This is a genomic window from Marichromatium purpuratum 984 (assembly GCF_000224005.2).
Lineage (GTDB): Bacteria > Pseudomonadota > Gammaproteobacteria > Chromatiales > Chromatiaceae > Marichromatium > Marichromatium purpuratum.
Map to the genome: position 1 here is coordinate 1,647,797 of NZ_CP007031.1, position 16,207 is coordinate 1,664,003.

A 16,207-nucleotide genomic window follows, 5' to 3' on the forward strand; every position below is an offset into this window, starting at 1 on the left:
GCGATGCGGATCGGTGGCGCGCGGCGACGCCTGAGCGCGGAGGGATTCGACGAGGGGCGGCGGGTACGCGCGCTGCTCGTGGCGCTGGGGTTGCGCGCGCCGCTGCTGGTGCTGCTCGGCGCGGTGGTGCTGGCGGCGCTCGCGGTGCTGGCGCCGACGGGCTGGACGCGGGCGCTCGCGCTCGGCGCCGCGCTGCTCGGCGCGGCGGCGCTGGCGCTGGTGTGGCGGCGGCTGTGCCGCGGTCTGCTGGCGCCGCTGGCGCGGCTCGAGCAGTCGCTCTCGCGGGTCTGTCAGGGCGAGCCGGGGGCGAGCGAGCAGCTGCGTGATCTTGGCGTGCTGGCGCCGATCGCCGAGGACATCCGCGACCTCAACGCCGAGCTGACCGATCTCTACGAGGACATGGACAACCGCGTCGCGCGCCAGACCCGGCGTCTGGCGCAGAAGACCGCTTCGCTGAAGATCCTCTACGATGTTGCCGCCGGCATCCATCAGGCCGAGAGCCTGGAGGCGCTGCTGCTGCGCTTCCTGCGGGTGCTCAAGGAGATGGTCAACGGCCGCGCGGCGACGGTGCGACTGGTGCAGCCCGACGGCAGCCGCCGGTTGGTCGGTGCGATCGGGCTCGACGACGATCTGGTGCGCGAGCAGGACATGGCCCCGGTCGATCTCTGTCTGTGCGGCAACGTGCTCGCCCCCGGCGAGATCCTCTGCGATCAGGACGCGCGCTATTGCGCCCGCATCTACGGGCGGCGGATGTTCGCCAGCTCCGAGATCGAGGTGGTGACGGTGCCGCTGGAGTATCGCGACGAGCTGCTCGGGGTCTACAGCATCTTCGTCGATCGCCCCGGGGTGAGCATGCGCGAGGACATCATGGACCTGCTGTTCACCGTCGGCCATCATCTCGGCATGGCGATCGCCAAGCAACGCTCGGACGCCGAGGCGCGGCGCTTGTCGATCGTCGAGGAGCGCAGCGCACTCGCTCACGAGTTGCACGACTCGCTCGCCCAGACCCTGGCGAGCCTGCGCTTCCAGTGCCGGATGCTCGCCGACGCATTGGTCGAGGCGCCGATCCCGGCGCCCGCGCGTACCGATCTGGCGCGCATCCGCAACGGACTCGACGAGGCCCATACCGAGCTGCGCGAGCTGCTGGCGAGCTTCCGCGCGCCGCTCGATCGTCGCGGGCTGGTACCGGCGCTGGCCAAGCTCACCGAGCGCTTCGGCGGCGAGAGCGGCATCCATGTGCTGTTCCAGAACGACACCCGACCCTTCGAGCTGGTCGCCGCCGCCGAGCTGCAGCTGCTGCGCATCGCTCAGGAGTCGCTGGCCAACATCCGCAAGCACGCCCGCGCCCACACGGTGCGGGTGCTGCTCACCCGCGAGGGGGCGCGGCACGTGTTGCTCATCGAGGACGACGGGGTGGGCTTCAGCGCGCCGGTCGACGGGGCCCATCCCGGTGAGCACATCGGTCTGTCGATCATGGAGGAGCGGGCACGGCGCATCGACGCCGAGCTACGCATCGAGAGTGAGCCGGGTGAGGGTACCCGGGTCGAGGTGCTATTCGACGCCGGGCGCCGCCCGGCCTGGGAGACGGACTGATGCGGGTGTTGCTGATCGATGATCATGCGTTGTTCCGGTTCGGGCTGCAGGCGCTGCTCGAACGGCGCGGCATCGAGGTGGTGGCCGTCGGCAACGCCGCCGAGGGGGTGGCGCGGGCGCGTGAGCACGCCCCCGACGTGGTGCTGCTCGACATGCGCATGCCCCGGCTCACCGGGCTGGAGCTGTTGCGTGCGCTGCGCGCCGCGGAGCTGCGCATGCCAGTGGCGATGCTCACCACCAGCGCCGAGGAGCGCGACGTCATCACCTCGCTGCAGCAGGGCGCGCAGGGCTATCTGCTCAAGGACATGGAGCCCGACGCGCTGATCGCCGCGCTCGGCGACATCGTCGCCGGGCGCACCGTGGTCGCCCCGGAGCTGGCGGTGGTGCTGGCGCGCGCGGTGCAGGCCGAGGGTGGGCATGCCGGTGTGGTCCCGGTGGGTGGGGCGCCCGAGCTGACCCCGCGCGAGCAGGAGATCCTCTGTCATCTCGCCGAGGGACAGAGCAACAAGGCGATCGCGCGGCGCCTCGGGATCTCCGACGGCACCGTCAAGCTCCACGTCAAGGCGATCCTGCGCAAGCTCGAGGTGCACTCGCGGGTGGAGGCGGCGGTGATCGCCGTCGAGCGCGGGCTGTGCGCACGTGGCGGCGCGGGAGAATCCTGAGCGCTTTCGGTTTATCAATGACAAAATCCACGCAATGATGATTCAATGAATCGTTTTGCCTGGTGCCGAGTCGAGGTGTCGGGCGTCGTGTCCAGCACGATTCATCCGCTTCGTGTCCGTCCGGGACGGCCTGTGGTGGATCTCATGCGACGCGCGGGGAGTTTCTGCATGAAGCGTTTTCTGCAACTGATCCAGCACTGTCTGACCGAGGTCCGCGAGGTCATGCCCTGGGATCTGGCCGAGCGGCTCGAGTGCGCGCCGGCGCCGCTGATCGTCGACGTGCGCGAGCCCGACGAGTACGCAGCCATGCATCTACCGGGTTCGATCAACGTGCCGCGCGGCATCCTCGAATCGGCCTGCGAGTGGGACTACGAGGAAACCCTGCCCGAGTTGGTCGAGGCGCGCGAGCGCGAGGTGGTGGTCTGTCGCTCGGGCAATCGCAGCGTGCTCGCCGCGCACGCGCTGCAGGTGCTCGGCTATCGGCGGGTGGTGTCGTTGCGTCTCGGGCTGCGCGGTTGGAAGGACGACGACCAGCCACTGGTCGACGCCGCCGGGGTCGAGGTCGCTCCCGAGGTCGCCGACGATTATTTCACCCCCAGGCTGCGGCCCGATCAGGTGAACCCCGAGCGGCGTTGAGGGCAGTGGGATGATCGGCCGGCCATTATCGCCGCGTGGGGTGCGTTGATGCCGATGCGGTTACGCACGCTGCTGGTCCGGCTGGCGATCCTCGCGGCGTTGATCGGAGGAGTCGTTCTCCACGGCCTGGTGGCCATCCGCGGGGAGGTGGCGCGCTTTGAGCATCGCAGCGAGCGTCTGGTGCTGTTGCTCGGTGCGGTGACCCATCGTGCGCTGGAGACCGCCGATGCGCTGCGCACCGCCGCCGAGGCGGGGCTGGCCGATCCCGGTTCGCGCGCGCTCGAGCGATTGCGGTTGCTCGGGCCGGTCCCCGGTCAGGACGGCTATGGGCTGGTCGGGCTGGCGCCACCGACGCGCCCCGATGAGCGTCTCAATCTCACCGGCGAGGGGCCGCTCGAGGACGACCCGGCGCTGCGCCGTGAGCTGGCGATGGCGATGGCGCTCGAGCCGACCTTTCGCTGGGTACGCCGCGCCTATCCCGAGACACCCTGGGTCTATTACATCTCGGCGCGCGGCTTCATGTCGCTCTATCCTTACCTGCCGTTCGAGCAGCTGTTCATGTCGAAGGCGATCCACGACTTCGAGCTTTACGCCAAGGGATTGCCGGCGCGCAATCCGCATCGCCGGCCCTATGTCTCCGAGGTCTATCTCGATGCCGCCGGGCGTGGCCCGATGGTCACCTTCGGTGCGCCCGTCTATGCCGGGGGCTGCTTCCACGGCATCGTCGGCTTCGATCTCACGCTTGATGGGATCGGCGCCTATCTCGGTCTCGAGCAAGGCTCGGGCGATCGAGTCTATGTCGTCGACATGACCGGTCGGGTGATCGCCGCCGCCGGGCCGGAGGCGGGCGGCTATCCCGCCTCGCTCGCCGACTCGCGCCCGGCGCTGCTCGCCCTGGCGCGTGCCTATCAGGGTGTCACCAGGATGTTCGACAGCGCACGGGTGCACAGTGTCCGACTCGACGGCGTACCCTGGCTGGTGGTTCGCGAGCGCGCCAACTGGCGGATCTATCGCCATGCGCTGCTCGCCACCCTGCCGCTGGTGCTCTTTCTCTGCGTGCTGCTGGGGGCGATCACGATCTTCGTGCGCGAGCGTCAGCGCCAGCGCAACCGCGAGTCGGAGCGCTCGCTGCGGCGTTTCCGTCATCTGCTCGACTGCTCGACCGACATGATCGCGGTGGTCGATCCGCACACCGCCCGCTATCTCGACGCCAACCAGACCTTTTGCGACTTCGTCGGTCGCTCGGCGCCGGAGATTCTCGAGCGGCGCGTCACCGATCTCGGCGGGGCGCTGGACTCGACGGCGCGCTGGACGCGCGTGCTCGAACGGGTGCGACGCGACGGTCGGCTGACCTTCGAACTCGATGGCCAGCTGGCCGACGGGCGTTCTTTCGAGGTCGAGGTCAATGCCCATCACGCCAGCACCGAGGGCGAGGAGTACATCGTCACGGTGATCCGCGACATCTCCGAGCGCAAGCACGCCGAGACCGAGCGTGCGCGTTTGCAGCGTGCCCTGCAGCAGGCGCAGAAGCTCGAGACGATCGGCCAGCTCACCAGCGGTATCGCTCACGATTTCAACAACACTCTGGCCAGCATCCAGTGGGTGGCGGAGCTGGCGCGGCGTCAGTTCGGCACCCACGAGCCGCGGCTCGATGCCCAGCTCGAACAGGTCATGGCTGCGGTCAACGGTGCCCGTGCGTTGGTGCGTCAGTTGCTGGTGTGCTCGCGTGGTGAGCGCTCGGAGTCGGCGCGCCCGCTGCCGCTGGTGCCAAGGTTGCGCGAGATCCTGTCGATGCTGCGCTCGGTGCTGCCGGCGACGCTGGAGATCGTCACCGAGTGGCCGGCGCGCTCACCGACGGTGACCGTCGACCCGATCCATCTCCAGCAGCTGTTGATGAATCTCTGTATCAACGCCCGCGATGCCATGCAGGGGGTAGGGCGGATCTCGGTGGGGGTGAGGCTGCGCCAGCTCGAACAGGCCGAGTGCGCGATCTGTCACGAGCAGGTCCGGGGCGGCTGGGCCTGTATCCGGGTCAGCGACTCGGGGCCGGGTATCGCCCCCGGTGTTCGCGATCAGATCTTCGAGCCCTTCTTCACCACCAAGCGGCTCGGTGAGGGCGCCGGCATGGGGCTGGCGGTAGTCTCCGGGATCATGCGCACCTATGGCGGACACGTACTGATCGGTACCGCGCCCGGTGGTGGTGCGTGCTTCGATATCCTGCTGCCGCCGAGCGCCGAGGCCGATCCCCAGCCCTCGCCCGAGCCGACGAGCGTGGAGTGCGCCGAGCCGGTCGACATCGAGGGGCTGCGGGTGTTGCTGGTCGAGGACGAGCCGGTGATCCTGCACCACCTCAAGGAGACCCTGGTCGGCGCCGGCGCGCGGGTCGAGGCCTGTGCCGATGCCGCCACCGCGTTGACTCGCTTCGAGCAGGGCGAGGGTGAGTTTGAGCTGCTGATCAGCGATCAGATGATGCCGGGAATGAGCGGCCTGGAGCTGGTGCGCCGGATCCGTCGCAACGACACCGGGGTTGCGGTGCTGATGCTCACCGGCGATGGTTGCGCCATCAAGCAGGCCGATCTGGTGCGGCTGCGCATCGCCGAGGTGCTGCTCAAGCCGGTGACCTGGGACGAGCTGGCTGCGGCGATCGCGCGGGCGCTGTCGCGCTAGCCGGCAGGGCGCAGCGGCTCGCGATGGAAGCCGCCGCCGGGGCGGTGGACCAGCAGCTCGCCGCCGTGCTCGTTCCAGTCGGCGAGCACCATGCGCAGGGCGGGGCGACCGGCGAGCGTCAGTCGGTGGTCGGCGGGACGGTGGGTGTGACCGTGGATCAGTCGGGTGGCGCGATGACGGCGCAGATAGCGCGCCACCGTCGTCTCGGTGACATCCATGATCGTGGCGCTCTTGTCGGCGTTGGCCGCCGTGCTGCGCCGACGATAGTCGGCCGCCAGCGCCTTGCGCCAGGCCAGCGAGCGCCACAGAAACAGCCGCCGTACCAGCGGGTTGCGCACGCGCCGACGAAAGCGCTGATAGGCGAGATCGTCGGTACAGAGTAGATCGCCGTGCATCAGGAGGACGCGTTCGCCGTCGAGGGTGATCGGGTGAGGATCGGGGATCAGCCGACAGCCGCCGGTGCGGGCAAAGCGTCGACCGATGAGGAAGTCGCGGTTGCCGTGCTGGATGAAGCAGCGGGTGCCGGCGGTGGTGAGTGCGGCGAGCGCGGCGGCGATCTCCCGGTGGAGCGGTTCGTCGTCATCGTCGCCGATCCAGGCGTCGAACAGGTCGCCGAGGATGTAAAGACGTTCGGCGCGGCGCGCCCGCCCGGCCAGCAGACCGAGAAACAATCGGGTCAGCTCGGGGCGTCGTGGTGAGAGATGAACGTCGGAGACGAAAAGGGTTTCGCCCATGGGGTCGGGTCGCATCGAAAGGGATGGGGCCGCCCGCGCCGGGGACGGGGCGGGCGGCCGGGAAGCTCGATGGCGCGCTAGTCGACGATCTCGGCGCGCTCGATGACGACGTCCTCGACGGGGACGTCCTGGTGGCCGTTACGGCTGCCGGTGCTCACGCCCTTGATCGCGTTGACGGTCTCCATACCCTCGACCACGCGGCCGAACACGCAATAACCCCAGCCGTCCTGACCGGGATAGTCGAGGAAGCCGTTGTCGGCGACATTGATGAAGAACTGCGCGGTGGCCGAGTGCGGCTCCATGGTGCGGGCCATGGCGAGGGTGCCGGCGAGGTTCTTCAGCCCGTTGTTGGCCTCGTTCTCGATCGGGCGGCGGGTCGGTTTGGCGGTGAAGTCGGTGTTCATGCCGCCGCCCTGGATCATGAAGCCGTCGATCACGCGGTGGAAGAGGGTGCCGTCGTAGTGACCGTCGCGCACGTACTGCTCGAAGTTGGCGCAGGTCTTGGGCGCCTGCTCGGTGTCGAGTTCGATCAGGATGTCGCCGTGATTGGTGGTGAGTTTGATCATGGATGTCTCCGCGAGAGACCCGTCCTCACGGACGGGATGGACAGCGGGTCGCCCGCGAGGGCGACGGCGTTTATAGACTTCGGCACTGGGGCGTACCACCGGGGCGGACTGCCCTTCGGCGTGTATGGTCTGCCCCCTTCGACCGGACCTCGACCACAGTCGGCACAAGGGCCGTCCGATGGTCACACGGGTCGCAGATGTTACATGGTAAGGGCTTTGCTTGATACGCGAAAGGTAAGCCCGCCGCCAGGAGGATCGAACGGCAAGGCCATAACGAACGCGAAGCGGTTCAAGTTGTCAGCGACCAACCGCCAGTGGCGGCCTGCTCACGAACACGGGTGCCAAGGAGAGGGGAGCTGGCTGATGGCGAGCCGTGCTGCTGTCGAGGGTGCGTGCGCCGGTGGCGACAGGAGGCTGACCGCTGGAGGCTCTTGTCTCCGTCGCGCACTTTGCGGCCTTGCGGTTCAATCAGCGGATCGCTGATCACGGCTGGCCCTTGCCGTGGGGGCGTCGATCTGGTTCCATCTGCGCGATGGTTTCCCCGATCCGTACCCTCCCGCCCCATCTCGTCAATCAGATCGCCGCCGGCGAGGTCGTCGAGCGCCCGGCCTCGATCGCCAAGGAGCTGATCGAGAACAGCCTCGACGCTGGTGCCGAGCGTATCGAGATCGAGGTCGAGCAGGGCGGGGTGAAGCGGTTGCGGGTGCGTGACGACGGTTGCGGTATCCCGCGCGATGAGTTGGGCCTGGCGCTCTCGGCGCATGCCACCAGCAAGATCGCCGCACTCGAGGATCTCGACGGCATCATTACGCTCGGTTTCCGTGGCGAGGCGCTGCCGAGTATTGCCTCGGTCAGCCGGCTGACGCTGACCTCGCGTCCCCGTGAGGCGCCCGAAGACACCCCGGCCTGGAGTATCGGGGTCGGTCCCGATGGCACGCTCGAGTCGCCGCAACCGGCCGCGCACCCGCCCGGCACCTCGGTCGAGGTGCGCGAGCTGTTCTTCAACACCCCGGCGCGGCGCAAGTTCCTGCGCACCGAGCGCACCGAGTTCGGCCATCTCGAGCAGGTGGTGCGGCGCATCGCCCTGGCCTGTCCCGAGGTCGGCCTGGTGCTGCGCCACAATGGCCGTCAGGTGTTCGATCTGGCCCCGGCCGGTGGCGAGACGGCACGTGAGCGCGCCCGTCTCGCTCAGCTGCTCGGCCAGTCCTTTGCCGAGCAGGCGCTGACGGTGGCGGCCGAGGCCGTCGGGTTACGCCTGCACGGTTGGGTGTTGCCACCGGCCTTCTCGCGCAGCCAGGCCGATCAGCAGTACTTCTACGTCAACGGCCGCATGGTGCGCGACAAGCTGGTGGCACACGCGGTGCGCCAGGCCTTCAGCGATGTGCTCCACCATGCCCGTCATCCGGCCTTCGTGCTGTTTCTCGAACTGCCGGCGCGTCAGGTCGACGTCAATGTCCATCCCGCCAAGCATGAGGTGCGCTTCCGCGAGAGTCGTCAGGTTCACGACTTCCTCTTCAGCAGTCTGCAGCGCCGGCTCGCCGACGGCGTGCTCGGAGAGCGGACGCCCGAGACCGGGACGATTGCACCCGCGACGATTGCCGCCGCCTCCGCGTGCGCATCATCGGCCGTGCCGCTGACGCCGGCGCTTGCCACCTCGGGCGGGCAGGCCAGACGCGTCGGCACCGGCGCGCGAGCCGCTGTCGCTGGTGAGCGGAGTCCCGTCGCCCCAGCGGGCCGGGTCGCCGAGCGTCCGGCCCGCTATCAGGCCGATCTGGCCTTCCAGCACCCGACGCCAGCGGCACGGGATGGTGGGGGAGAGCTGTCGTCCTCGCCAGCGACCGCCGCCCCGGCCAAGCCGTTGCCCGAGGTTGGCGGGGCGCGGCCCGCGCAGCGCCAGGAAGAGGCCGAGGCGACCGATGCGCCGCCGCTCGGCTTCGCCCTGGGACAGGTCAACGGCGTCTTCCTGCTCGCCCAGGCGCGCGACGGGCTGATCGTGGTCGATATCCATGCCGCCCACGAGCGCATCGGCTATGAGCGGCTCAAGCAGGCCTGGGCGCGCGGGCGTATCGTCTCCCAACCGCTGTTGTTGCCGGTCACCCTCCAGGTCAGTCGCGCCGAGGTCGAGTTGCTGGAGACGCAGCGCGAGACCCTCGCTCGGCTGGGGCTGGTGATCGAGCCGCTCGGCGCCGAGACCCTGGTGATCCGCGAGGTCCCGGCGCTGCTGCGTCAGGCCGAGATCGCGCCGCTGGTGCGCGACCTGCTCGCCGATCTCACCGAGCACGGGCGCAGTCGGCGGCTCGATGCGGCGATCGACGCGGTGCTCGCGACCATGGCCTGTCACGGCGCGGTGCGCGCCAACCGGCGGCTCACCATCGAAGAGATGAATGCATTGCTGCGCGAGATGGAGCAGGTCGAGCGTATCGATCAGTGCAACCACGGCCGTCCTACCTGGGTGAAGATGACCCACGATCAGCTCGACCGACTGTTCGAGCGCGGCCGCTGAGCCGCACCCCGAGAGGATCTCCCCGTCATGATCGATTCCGCCGACCCACGGCCGTGGGCCATCCTGTTGCTCGGCCCGACTGCTGCCGGCAAGACCGATCTCGCCGTCGAGCTGGTGCGTCGGCTGCCGTGCGAGATCATCAGCGTCGACTCGGCGATGGTCTATCGCGGCATGGACATCGGTACCGCCAAGCCCGGCCCCGAGGTGCTGGCCGAGGCTCCGCACCGGCTCATCGACATCCTCGACCCGAGCGAGTCCTATTCGACCGCACAGTTCCGCGCCGATGCCCTGGCGGCGATGGCCGAGATCAGCGCGCGGGGGCGGATCCCCTTGCTGGTCGGTGGAACCATGCTCTATGTGCGCGGTCTGTTGCGCGGTCTGGCCGAGCTGCCGGGGGCCGATGCGGCGGTGCGCGCCGCGCTCGATGCGGAGGCGGCGCGTCTCGGCTGGCAGGCGATGCACGAGCGGCTCGTCGAGGTCGATCCGGTGAGCGCGGCGCAGATCCACCCCAATGACCCGCAGCGCATCCAGCGCGCGCTCGAGGTCCACACCCTGGCCGGGCGCCCGATGAGTACGCTGATCGCCGAGGCCCGCGCTCGCGCCGAGCCACCCTATCGCTGGGTGAAGCTGGTGCGCGCGCCGGGCGATCGCGCGCTACTGCATCGGCGCATCGAACAGCGCTTTTGCGACATGCTCGATCAGGGGCTGGTGGCCGAGGTCGAGCGGCTGTGGGCGCGCGGCGACCTGCACCCGGAGCTGCCCTCGATGCGCTGCGTGGGCTATCGCCAGGTGTTGAAATATCTTCACGGCGAGTACGACCGTGATGAGCTGGTGCAGCGCGGTATCTATGCCTCCAGACAGCTCGCCAAGCGTCAGCTCACCTGGCTGCGCGCCGAGCCCGACTGTCATTGGATCGATGATCACCCGGATCCCTGTGGTCAGGCGCTGGCGGCGCTCGCGGCGGCTGGTATCGGTGGCGCGGGCGGTGGCCGATGAGTCGTGGCCGGTGTTGCTGGTCCTTGCCGCGGTGTCGCCAGCGAGGCATGCTCAGTCAAGTCCCCGCGCTGGGGGCCTGCTCCAAATCAGGCCGGTGTCCGTCACCAGTCCGCAACCCGTTGATGGGTGCTGCGGTCATGGCGAGCGTGGCGAGAGGAGGTGATCCGGGATGGGGGGAAGCACTGCCCCGGAGCGCCTGTCCGGCCACGGTCACATCCGGATGCCGACCGAACAAACGACAACAAGGAGACTCAACACATGGCAAAGGGCCATAGCCTGCAAGACCCCTTCCTGAACACCCTGCGCAAGGAGCGCGTGCCGGTCTCGGTGTTCCTGGTCAACGGTATCAAGCTGCAGGGGCAGATCGAGTCCTTCGATCAGTTCGTCGTGCTGCTCAAGAACAACGTCAGTCAGATGATCTACAAGCATGCGATCTCGACGGTGGTGCCGGCGCGCAACGTCAAGCTGCCGCCGAGCGATGAGTCGCCGAAGGGTGAGGACAAGTCCGACGATGCCTGAGTCGTGCGCGCAACGATTGGTGGGGGCGCGACGTGTTTGAGCGTCCCGATGTCGGTGAGCGGGCGGTGCTGGTACAGATCGATCTCGGCGGCGAGCGGGTCGATGCCGAGCAGCGCGAAGAATTCGCGCTGCTCGCCGAGGCCGCCGGCGCCGAGGTGCTGGCGACCCTGGGGGGGAGTCGCGCCGCGCCCGATCCGCGCTACTTCCTCGGCAGCGGCAAGGCCGAGGAACTCAAGGACCTGGTCGCCGCCTGCACCGCCGACCTGGTGATCGTCGATCATCCGCTCTCGCCGGCTCAGGAGCGCAACCTCGAGCGCCTGGTGCAGTGCCGGGTGCTCGATCGCTCCGGGCTGATCCTCGATATCTTCGCCCAGCGCGCGCGTTCCTTCGAGGGCAAGCTGCAGGTGGAGCTGGCGCAGCTGCGCCACCTCTCGACCCGACTGGTGCGCGGCTGGACCCATCTCGAACGCCAGAAGGGTGGCATCGGGCTGCGCGGTCCGGGCGAGACCCAGCTCGAGACCGATCGCCGGTTGCTCGGCAAGCGCGTGGCGATGCTCGAGCGCCGGCTCGGCAAGATCGAGGGGCAGCGCGCCCAGGGGCGCAAGGCGCGGGCCAAGGCCGAACTCTCGGTGGTCTCGCTGGTCGGTTACACCAATGCCGGTAAGTCGACGCTGTTCAATCGCTTGACCGAGGCCGGGGTGTTCCAGGCCGATCAGCTGTTCGCCACCCTCGATCCGACGCTGCGTCGATTGGAGTTGCCGACCGGCGAGCGGGCACTGCTGGCCGATACCGTGGGGTTCGTCAGCGATCTGCCGCACGAGCTGGTGGCGGCCTTTCGCTCGACGCTGGAAGAGGCGCGCAACGCCGCGTTGCTGCTGCACGTGATCGATGCCGCAGCCACGCAGCGCTCGCGACTGATCACCGATGTCGAGCAGGTGCTCGAGGAGATCGGTTGCAGCGAGATCCCGCGCTTGGAGGTGTTCAACAAGATCGATCGGCTCGAGGAGGGCGCGCCGCGTCTCGAGCGCGATGCCGAGGGCGTGCCGGTGCGGGTGTGGATCTCAGCGCGCGAGGGCGAGGGGATCGAGCTGTTGCTGCAGGCGATCGCCGAGCGTGTCGGTGGTCAGCGCGTCGAGTGTCGGGTCCGTCTCGAACCGGCCGATGGGCGGGTGCGGGCGCTGCTCTTCGCCCATGCGCAGATACTCGCCGACACGCCGCTCGAGAGCGGCGGTTGGGAGATGGCCTTCAGCATCGCGCGGGCCGATCTGGAGCGGTTGCGAGCGCGCGACGCGCGACTGGCCGCCTGTGTCGAGCCCTGAGTTTCATTGGGGTGGGGCGTTTGCCCCACTCCGCCGCGCCATCTTAGAATGACACCTTCGATCTGGGGCATCAGGGATGCGTGTCCGCGTGACCTCATCATGCGATATCGCTTGATATCGGCCTCGTACGTCGGCATTGTTCTACGCAATATTCACCTGCCATCGGACTTGTCGTGACGCCCTGTTTGCAGTGGCCGGATCGTCAACCCCCGACAGGGCAATCCGGGACGACTCCCCAACCAACCAGTACAGACGGAGAAGCTATGGCCTGGAACGAGCCAGGTGGCGGTAACAAAGACCCTTGGAGTGGTGGCGGCGACCAGGGGCCGCCCGATCTCGACGAGGTGGTACGCAAGCTCCAGGAGCGCCTGGGTGGGCTCTTCGGTGGCAAGGGCGGCGGGCAGGGCGGTCCGAGCGGCGGTCCCGGGCGCGACCTCAGTCTGCGCCTGATCGGCGTGGCGGTGGCCGTGCTGGTGGTGATCTGGCTGGCCACCGGCATCTATATCGTCGGGCCGGCCGAACGCGGTGTCGAGACCCGCTTCGGCAAGCTCACCGAGACCACCGGTCCGGGGCCGCACTGGCACATCCCTGCACCGATCGAGTCGGTGACCAAGGTTAATGTCGATGAGATCGCCACCTTCAGTCACAAGGCCTCGATGCTCACCCAGGACGAGAATATCGTCGATGTCGAGCTGACGGTGCAGTCGCGCATCCAGGATGCGGCGAACTATCTGTTCCAGGACCAGAATCCCGAGAAGACTCTGCGTGACGCCACGGTGACCGTGGTACGCGTGACCATCGGTGGCAGCAAGCTCGACTACGTGATGACCGAGGGTCGTAGCGCGGTGGCGGTGACCATCAAGGAGCGCATCCAGGCACTGATGGATCAGTACAAGACCGGCCTCGAGGTGACCACGGTCAACATGCAGCCGGCCAAGCCGCCGGAGCAGGTCAAGGCCGCCTTCGACGACGCCATCAAGGCGCGCGAGGACAAGGAGCGCATCGAGAACCAGGCTGAGGCCTATGCCAACGAGGTGCTGCCGCGTGCCCGTGGTGAGGCCGCGCGCATCATCGCCGATGCCCGCGCCTATCGCGACAAGGTGATCGCCGAGTCCGAGGGTGAGGCGGCCCGCTTCGATGCCATCCTCACCGAGTATCAGAAGGCCCCCGAGGTGACGCGTGAGCGTCTCTATCTCGAGACCATGGAGCAGGTGCTCGGCGGGAACGCCAAGGTGCTGCTCGATGTCGAGGACGGCGGCAACAGCCTGATGTACCTGCCCATCGATCAGATGCTCAAGCAATCAGCAACGCCGGTCCAGAGTGGCCCGGCAGCGTCGGCGCCGGTCGCGGCGACGCCGGCGAGCGCCAGCGGGGCGAGCGATGCCATGCCCCAGCGCATCGTGGACCGTGAGCGGAGGACGCGTTGATGAATCAGTACAGGACCCTGCTGCCGATCGGCGTCGCGGTGCTCGCGCTCCTCGTCTACAGCTGTACCTTCGTGGTCAAGCAGTACGAGGTGGCGATCAAGCTGCGACTCGGTGAGATCGTCTCCGACCAGTACGGCCCCGGGCTGCACTTCAAGCTGCCCTTGATCAACTCCATCGAGATCTTCGACCGTCGCATCCAGACCCTCGACTCGCGCCCCGAGCGTTTTCTCACCATCGAGAAGAAGGACGTGATCGTCGACTCCTACGCCAAGTGGCGGATCTCCAACGCGGCGCAGTTCTTCCGCTCCACCGGTGGCAGCAGCGCGCGGACCAGCCGGCTGCTCTCGGAGCGGATCAACACCAGCCTGCGCGACGAGTTCGGTAAGCGCACCATCCAGGAGGTGGTCTCTGACGACCGTCTGGAGCTGATGCAGATCCTCACCAAGGAGGTCAACGCCAACACCGAGGACCTCGGTGTCGAAATCGTCGACGTGCGGGTGAAGAAGATCGACCTGCCGCCCGAGGTCAGTGAGTCGGTCTATCAGCGCATGCGTGCCGAACGTGAGCGGGTGGCGCGTGACCTGCGGGCCAAGGGCTCTGAGGCCGCCGAGCGGATTCGCGCCGATGCCGATCGTCAGCGTACCGTGATCACCGCCGATGCCTATCGTCAGTCGGAGGAGATCCGTGGTGAGGGCGATGCGCGTGCCGCCGAGGTCTATGCCAGCGCCTATAGCCAGGACCCCGAGTTCTACGCCTTCTACCGGAGTCTCGGCTCCTATCGCCAGGCCTTCGGCAACGGCGGTGACGTGATGGTGCTCGAGCCCGACTCCGAGTTCTTCCGCTTCTTCCGTCAGCAACAGGCCCCGGTCGAGGCCATCGGCCGCTGATTCCCACGCTCCGTTGCAGGATGCGGCCCCGCTTCGGGGCCGTATTCCCCCGCCCGAGACCTCTGTCGGACGTTTCGTCCACGTTTCAGTGACTCTTTTGCTCCTCGGTCAAAGGCATGCATTTTGTTGACAAAATGCTGCTTTTGCGCTGAATTTGCGTTTTTTTGTCTGTTCGTGGGGTGTTTTTCGATGTCCCGACGATGGACAAATGCCCTTGCGTCTGGAAAGATGGGCGCCTTTTGAAAGGGTACCGGCCCGGTTGCGTTCGCGTGATCGAGCCCCGGTCGAGGACGTCTGGTCGTGAACGAGCTGCTGATCGCGCTGGCGCTGATGCTGGTGGTCGAGGGGATCTGGCCGTTTCTCTCGCCGCGAAGCTTCAGGCGCGCCTTGTTGCTGATAGCGGCCGAACAGGATCGGGCGCTGCGTTTGACCGGGTTGACGAGCATGATCGTCGGGCTCGGGCTGCTCTATCTGGTGAACTGAGTTTTAGTGCGCAATGAATGAGGAACGGTGGCTGTTGCCAGCCGGAATCGAAGAAGTGCTCCCGCCCCAGGCCCAGGTCATCGAGGGGCTGCGTCGCGAGTTGCTGGATCTCTATGCCGGCTGGGGATACGACTTGGTCATCCCGCCGTTCATCGATTATCTCGACTCGCTGCTGACCGGCACCGGTCAGGACCTCGACCTGCAGACCTTCAAGCTCACCGACCAGGTCTCCGGGCGGTTGCTCGGGGTGCGGTCCGACATGACTCCGCAGGTCGCACGCATGGATGCCCATCATCTGCGTCGTGATGTGCCGCAGCGCCTGTGCTATCTCGGCACCGTGCTGCGCACCCGCGACGACGGCTTCGGTGGAACGCGCAGTCCGCTCCAGCTCGGGGCCGAGATCTACGGGCACGGCGGGGTCGAGAGCGACATCGAGATCCTGCGTCTGATCATGCTCACGCTGCGTGCGGCGGGGATCGAGGAGAGCTATCTCGATCTCGGTCATGTCGGCATCTTCCGCGGGCTGGCCCGTCAGGCCGGGCTGGATGCGGTACAGGAGCATGCGCTGTTCGATGCGCTCCAGCGCAAGGCGGTGCCCGAGGTCGAGCAGCTGATCGGCGGCTTCGGTGTCCACGGTGCGGCGGCTGACATGCTGGTCGCACTCGCCGAACTCAATGGCGCCGACGCGCTGGTACGCGCCGAGCAGGTGCTGAGTCGCGCCGACCGTCCGGTGCAGGTGGCGCTCGATGATCTGCGGCGCATCGCCGAGGGGCTGCAGCGCTGGCTGCCCGAGGTCGGGGTCCATTATGACCTCGCCGAGTTGCGCGGTTATCGCTACAAGACCGGTGCGGTGTTCGCGGCCTTCGTCCCCGGCTGGGGGCTCGAGGTCGCGCGTGGCGGACGCTATGACGACATCGGTCGGGTGTTCGGCCGGGCCCGCCCGGCAGTCGGTTTCAGCGCCGATCTCAAGGAGCTGCTGCGCCATGGGCGCGGGCTCGAGCAACGCTATCGCGTTGACGCGCCGGTGCTCGCGCCGGCCGATCCCGATCCGGCGCTGCGCGCCGAGATCGAGCGGCTGCGCGCCGCGGGGCGACGGGTGGTCGAGGCACTGCCCGGGGTCGAACAGGATCCACGCCAACTCGGCTGCAGTCAGATCCTGGCGCGGCGCGAAGGGCAGTGGGAATTACAAGCTATCGATGCGGAGTAGGAAAGAGT

General features: G+C 67.9%; 14 protein-coding genes. 12 read left to right on the plus strand and 2 right to left on the minus strand.

What is annotated here, in order from left to right; genetic code table 11:
* The first annotated feature begins 3 nt into the window (after nucleotides 1-3).
* From MARPU_RS07440 to MARPU_RS16615, 4 genes are all read left to right on the plus strand, one after another.
* The gene (locus tag MARPU_RS07440) at nucleotides 4-1,593 is read left to right on the plus strand and encodes a sensor histidine kinase (protein WP_005223735.1); all 1,590 of its coding nucleotides are present in this window, start codon (nucleotides 4-6) and stop codon (nucleotides 1,591-1,593) included.
* Nucleotides 1,593-2,255 carry a response regulator gene (locus MARPU_RS07445; RefSeq protein ID WP_005223734.1) on the plus strand — a complete coding sequence of 221 codons (663 nt, stop codon included), beginning with the start codon at nucleotides 1,593-1,595 and terminating at the stop codon, nucleotides 2,253-2,255. The genes MARPU_RS07440 and MARPU_RS07445 overlap by 1 nt, the downstream gene beginning before the upstream one ends.
* 168 nt (nucleotides 2,256-2,423) lie before the next feature.
* Nucleotides 2,424-2,891 carry a rhodanese-like domain-containing protein gene (locus tag MARPU_RS07450; RefSeq protein WP_005223733.1) on the plus strand — a complete coding sequence of 156 codons (468 nt, stop codon included), beginning with the start codon at nucleotides 2,424-2,426 and terminating at the stop codon, nucleotides 2,889-2,891.
* A gap of 48 nt (nucleotides 2,892-2,939) precedes the next feature.
* On the plus strand, nucleotides 2,940-5,558 hold the full coding sequence (locus MARPU_RS16615; protein WP_005223732.1) for an ATP-binding protein: 2,619 nt from the start codon (nucleotides 2,940-2,942) through the stop codon (nucleotides 5,556-5,558).
* On the opposite strand, the gene MARPU_RS07460 is transcribed toward MARPU_RS16615, so the two are convergent.
* Both MARPU_RS07460 and MARPU_RS07465 read right to left on the minus strand, forming a co-directional pair.
* Nucleotides 5,555-6,292, minus strand: a complete 738-nt coding sequence (locus MARPU_RS07460; protein WP_005223731.1) for a UDP-2,3-diacylglucosamine diphosphatase — start codon at nucleotides 6,290-6,292, stop codon at nucleotides 5,555-5,557. The genes MARPU_RS16615 and MARPU_RS07460 overlap by 4 nt on opposite strands.
* Nucleotides 6,293-6,369: 77 nt before the next feature.
* Nucleotides 6,370-6,858: a peptidylprolyl isomerase gene (locus MARPU_RS07465; RefSeq protein WP_005223730.1), complete on the minus strand. Its 489-nt coding sequence runs from the start codon at nucleotides 6,856-6,858 to the stop codon at nucleotides 6,370-6,372.
* 532 nt (nucleotides 6,859-7,390) lie between these two features.
* Here MARPU_RS07465 and mutL point away from each other — a divergent pair.
* The 8 genes from mutL (at nucleotide 7,391) to MARPU_RS07505 (ending at nucleotide 16,199) form a co-directional block, all read left to right on the plus strand.
* Entirely contained in the window at nucleotides 7,391-9,361 is a 1,971-nt protein-coding gene (gene mutL, locus MARPU_RS07470; RefSeq protein WP_005223729.1) for a DNA mismatch repair endonuclease MutL, read from the plus strand.
* A 27-nt stretch (nucleotides 9,362-9,388) separates the two neighbouring features.
* Nucleotides 9,389-10,357 (plus strand): tRNA (adenosine(37)-N6)-dimethylallyltransferase MiaA, encoded by a 969-nt coding sequence (miaA, locus tag MARPU_RS07475; protein WP_005223728.1) that lies wholly within the window; start codon nucleotides 9,389-9,391, stop codon nucleotides 10,355-10,357.
* A 258-nt stretch (nucleotides 10,358-10,615) separates the two neighbouring features.
* Nucleotides 10,616-10,876 (plus strand): RNA chaperone Hfq, encoded by a 261-nt coding sequence (gene hfq / locus MARPU_RS07480; RefSeq protein ID WP_005223727.1) that lies wholly within the window; start codon nucleotides 10,616-10,618, stop codon nucleotides 10,874-10,876.
* A gap of 32 nt (nucleotides 10,877-10,908) precedes the next feature.
* A complete protein-coding gene (hflX, locus tag MARPU_RS07485) occupies nucleotides 10,909-12,195 on the plus strand; it encodes a ribosome rescue GTPase HflX (RefSeq protein ID WP_005223726.1) in 1,287 nt (428 codons plus the stop codon).
* A 263-nt stretch (nucleotides 12,196-12,458) separates the two neighbouring features.
* A complete protein-coding gene (hflK, locus tag MARPU_RS07490) occupies nucleotides 12,459-13,622 on the plus strand; it encodes an FtsH protease activity modulator HflK (RefSeq protein ID WP_005223725.1) in 1,164 nt (387 codons plus the stop codon).
* Nucleotides 13,622-14,509, plus strand: coding sequence for a protease modulator HflC (gene hflC / locus MARPU_RS07495; RefSeq protein WP_005223724.1), 888 nt, complete (start codon nucleotides 13,622-13,624; stop codon nucleotides 14,507-14,509). The genes hflK and hflC overlap by 1 nt, the downstream gene beginning before the upstream one ends.
* A gap of 300 nt (nucleotides 14,510-14,809) precedes the next feature.
* Nucleotides 14,810-14,992, plus strand: a complete 183-nt coding sequence (locus tag MARPU_RS07500; RefSeq protein ID WP_005223723.1) for a DUF2065 domain-containing protein — start codon at nucleotides 14,810-14,812, stop codon at nucleotides 14,990-14,992.
* A gap of 13 nt (nucleotides 14,993-15,005) precedes the next feature.
* A complete protein-coding gene (locus MARPU_RS07505; RefSeq protein WP_005223722.1) occupies nucleotides 15,006-16,199 on the plus strand; it encodes an ATP phosphoribosyltransferase regulatory subunit in 1,194 nt (397 codons plus the stop codon).
* Nucleotides 16,200-16,207: the final 8 nt, after the last annotated feature.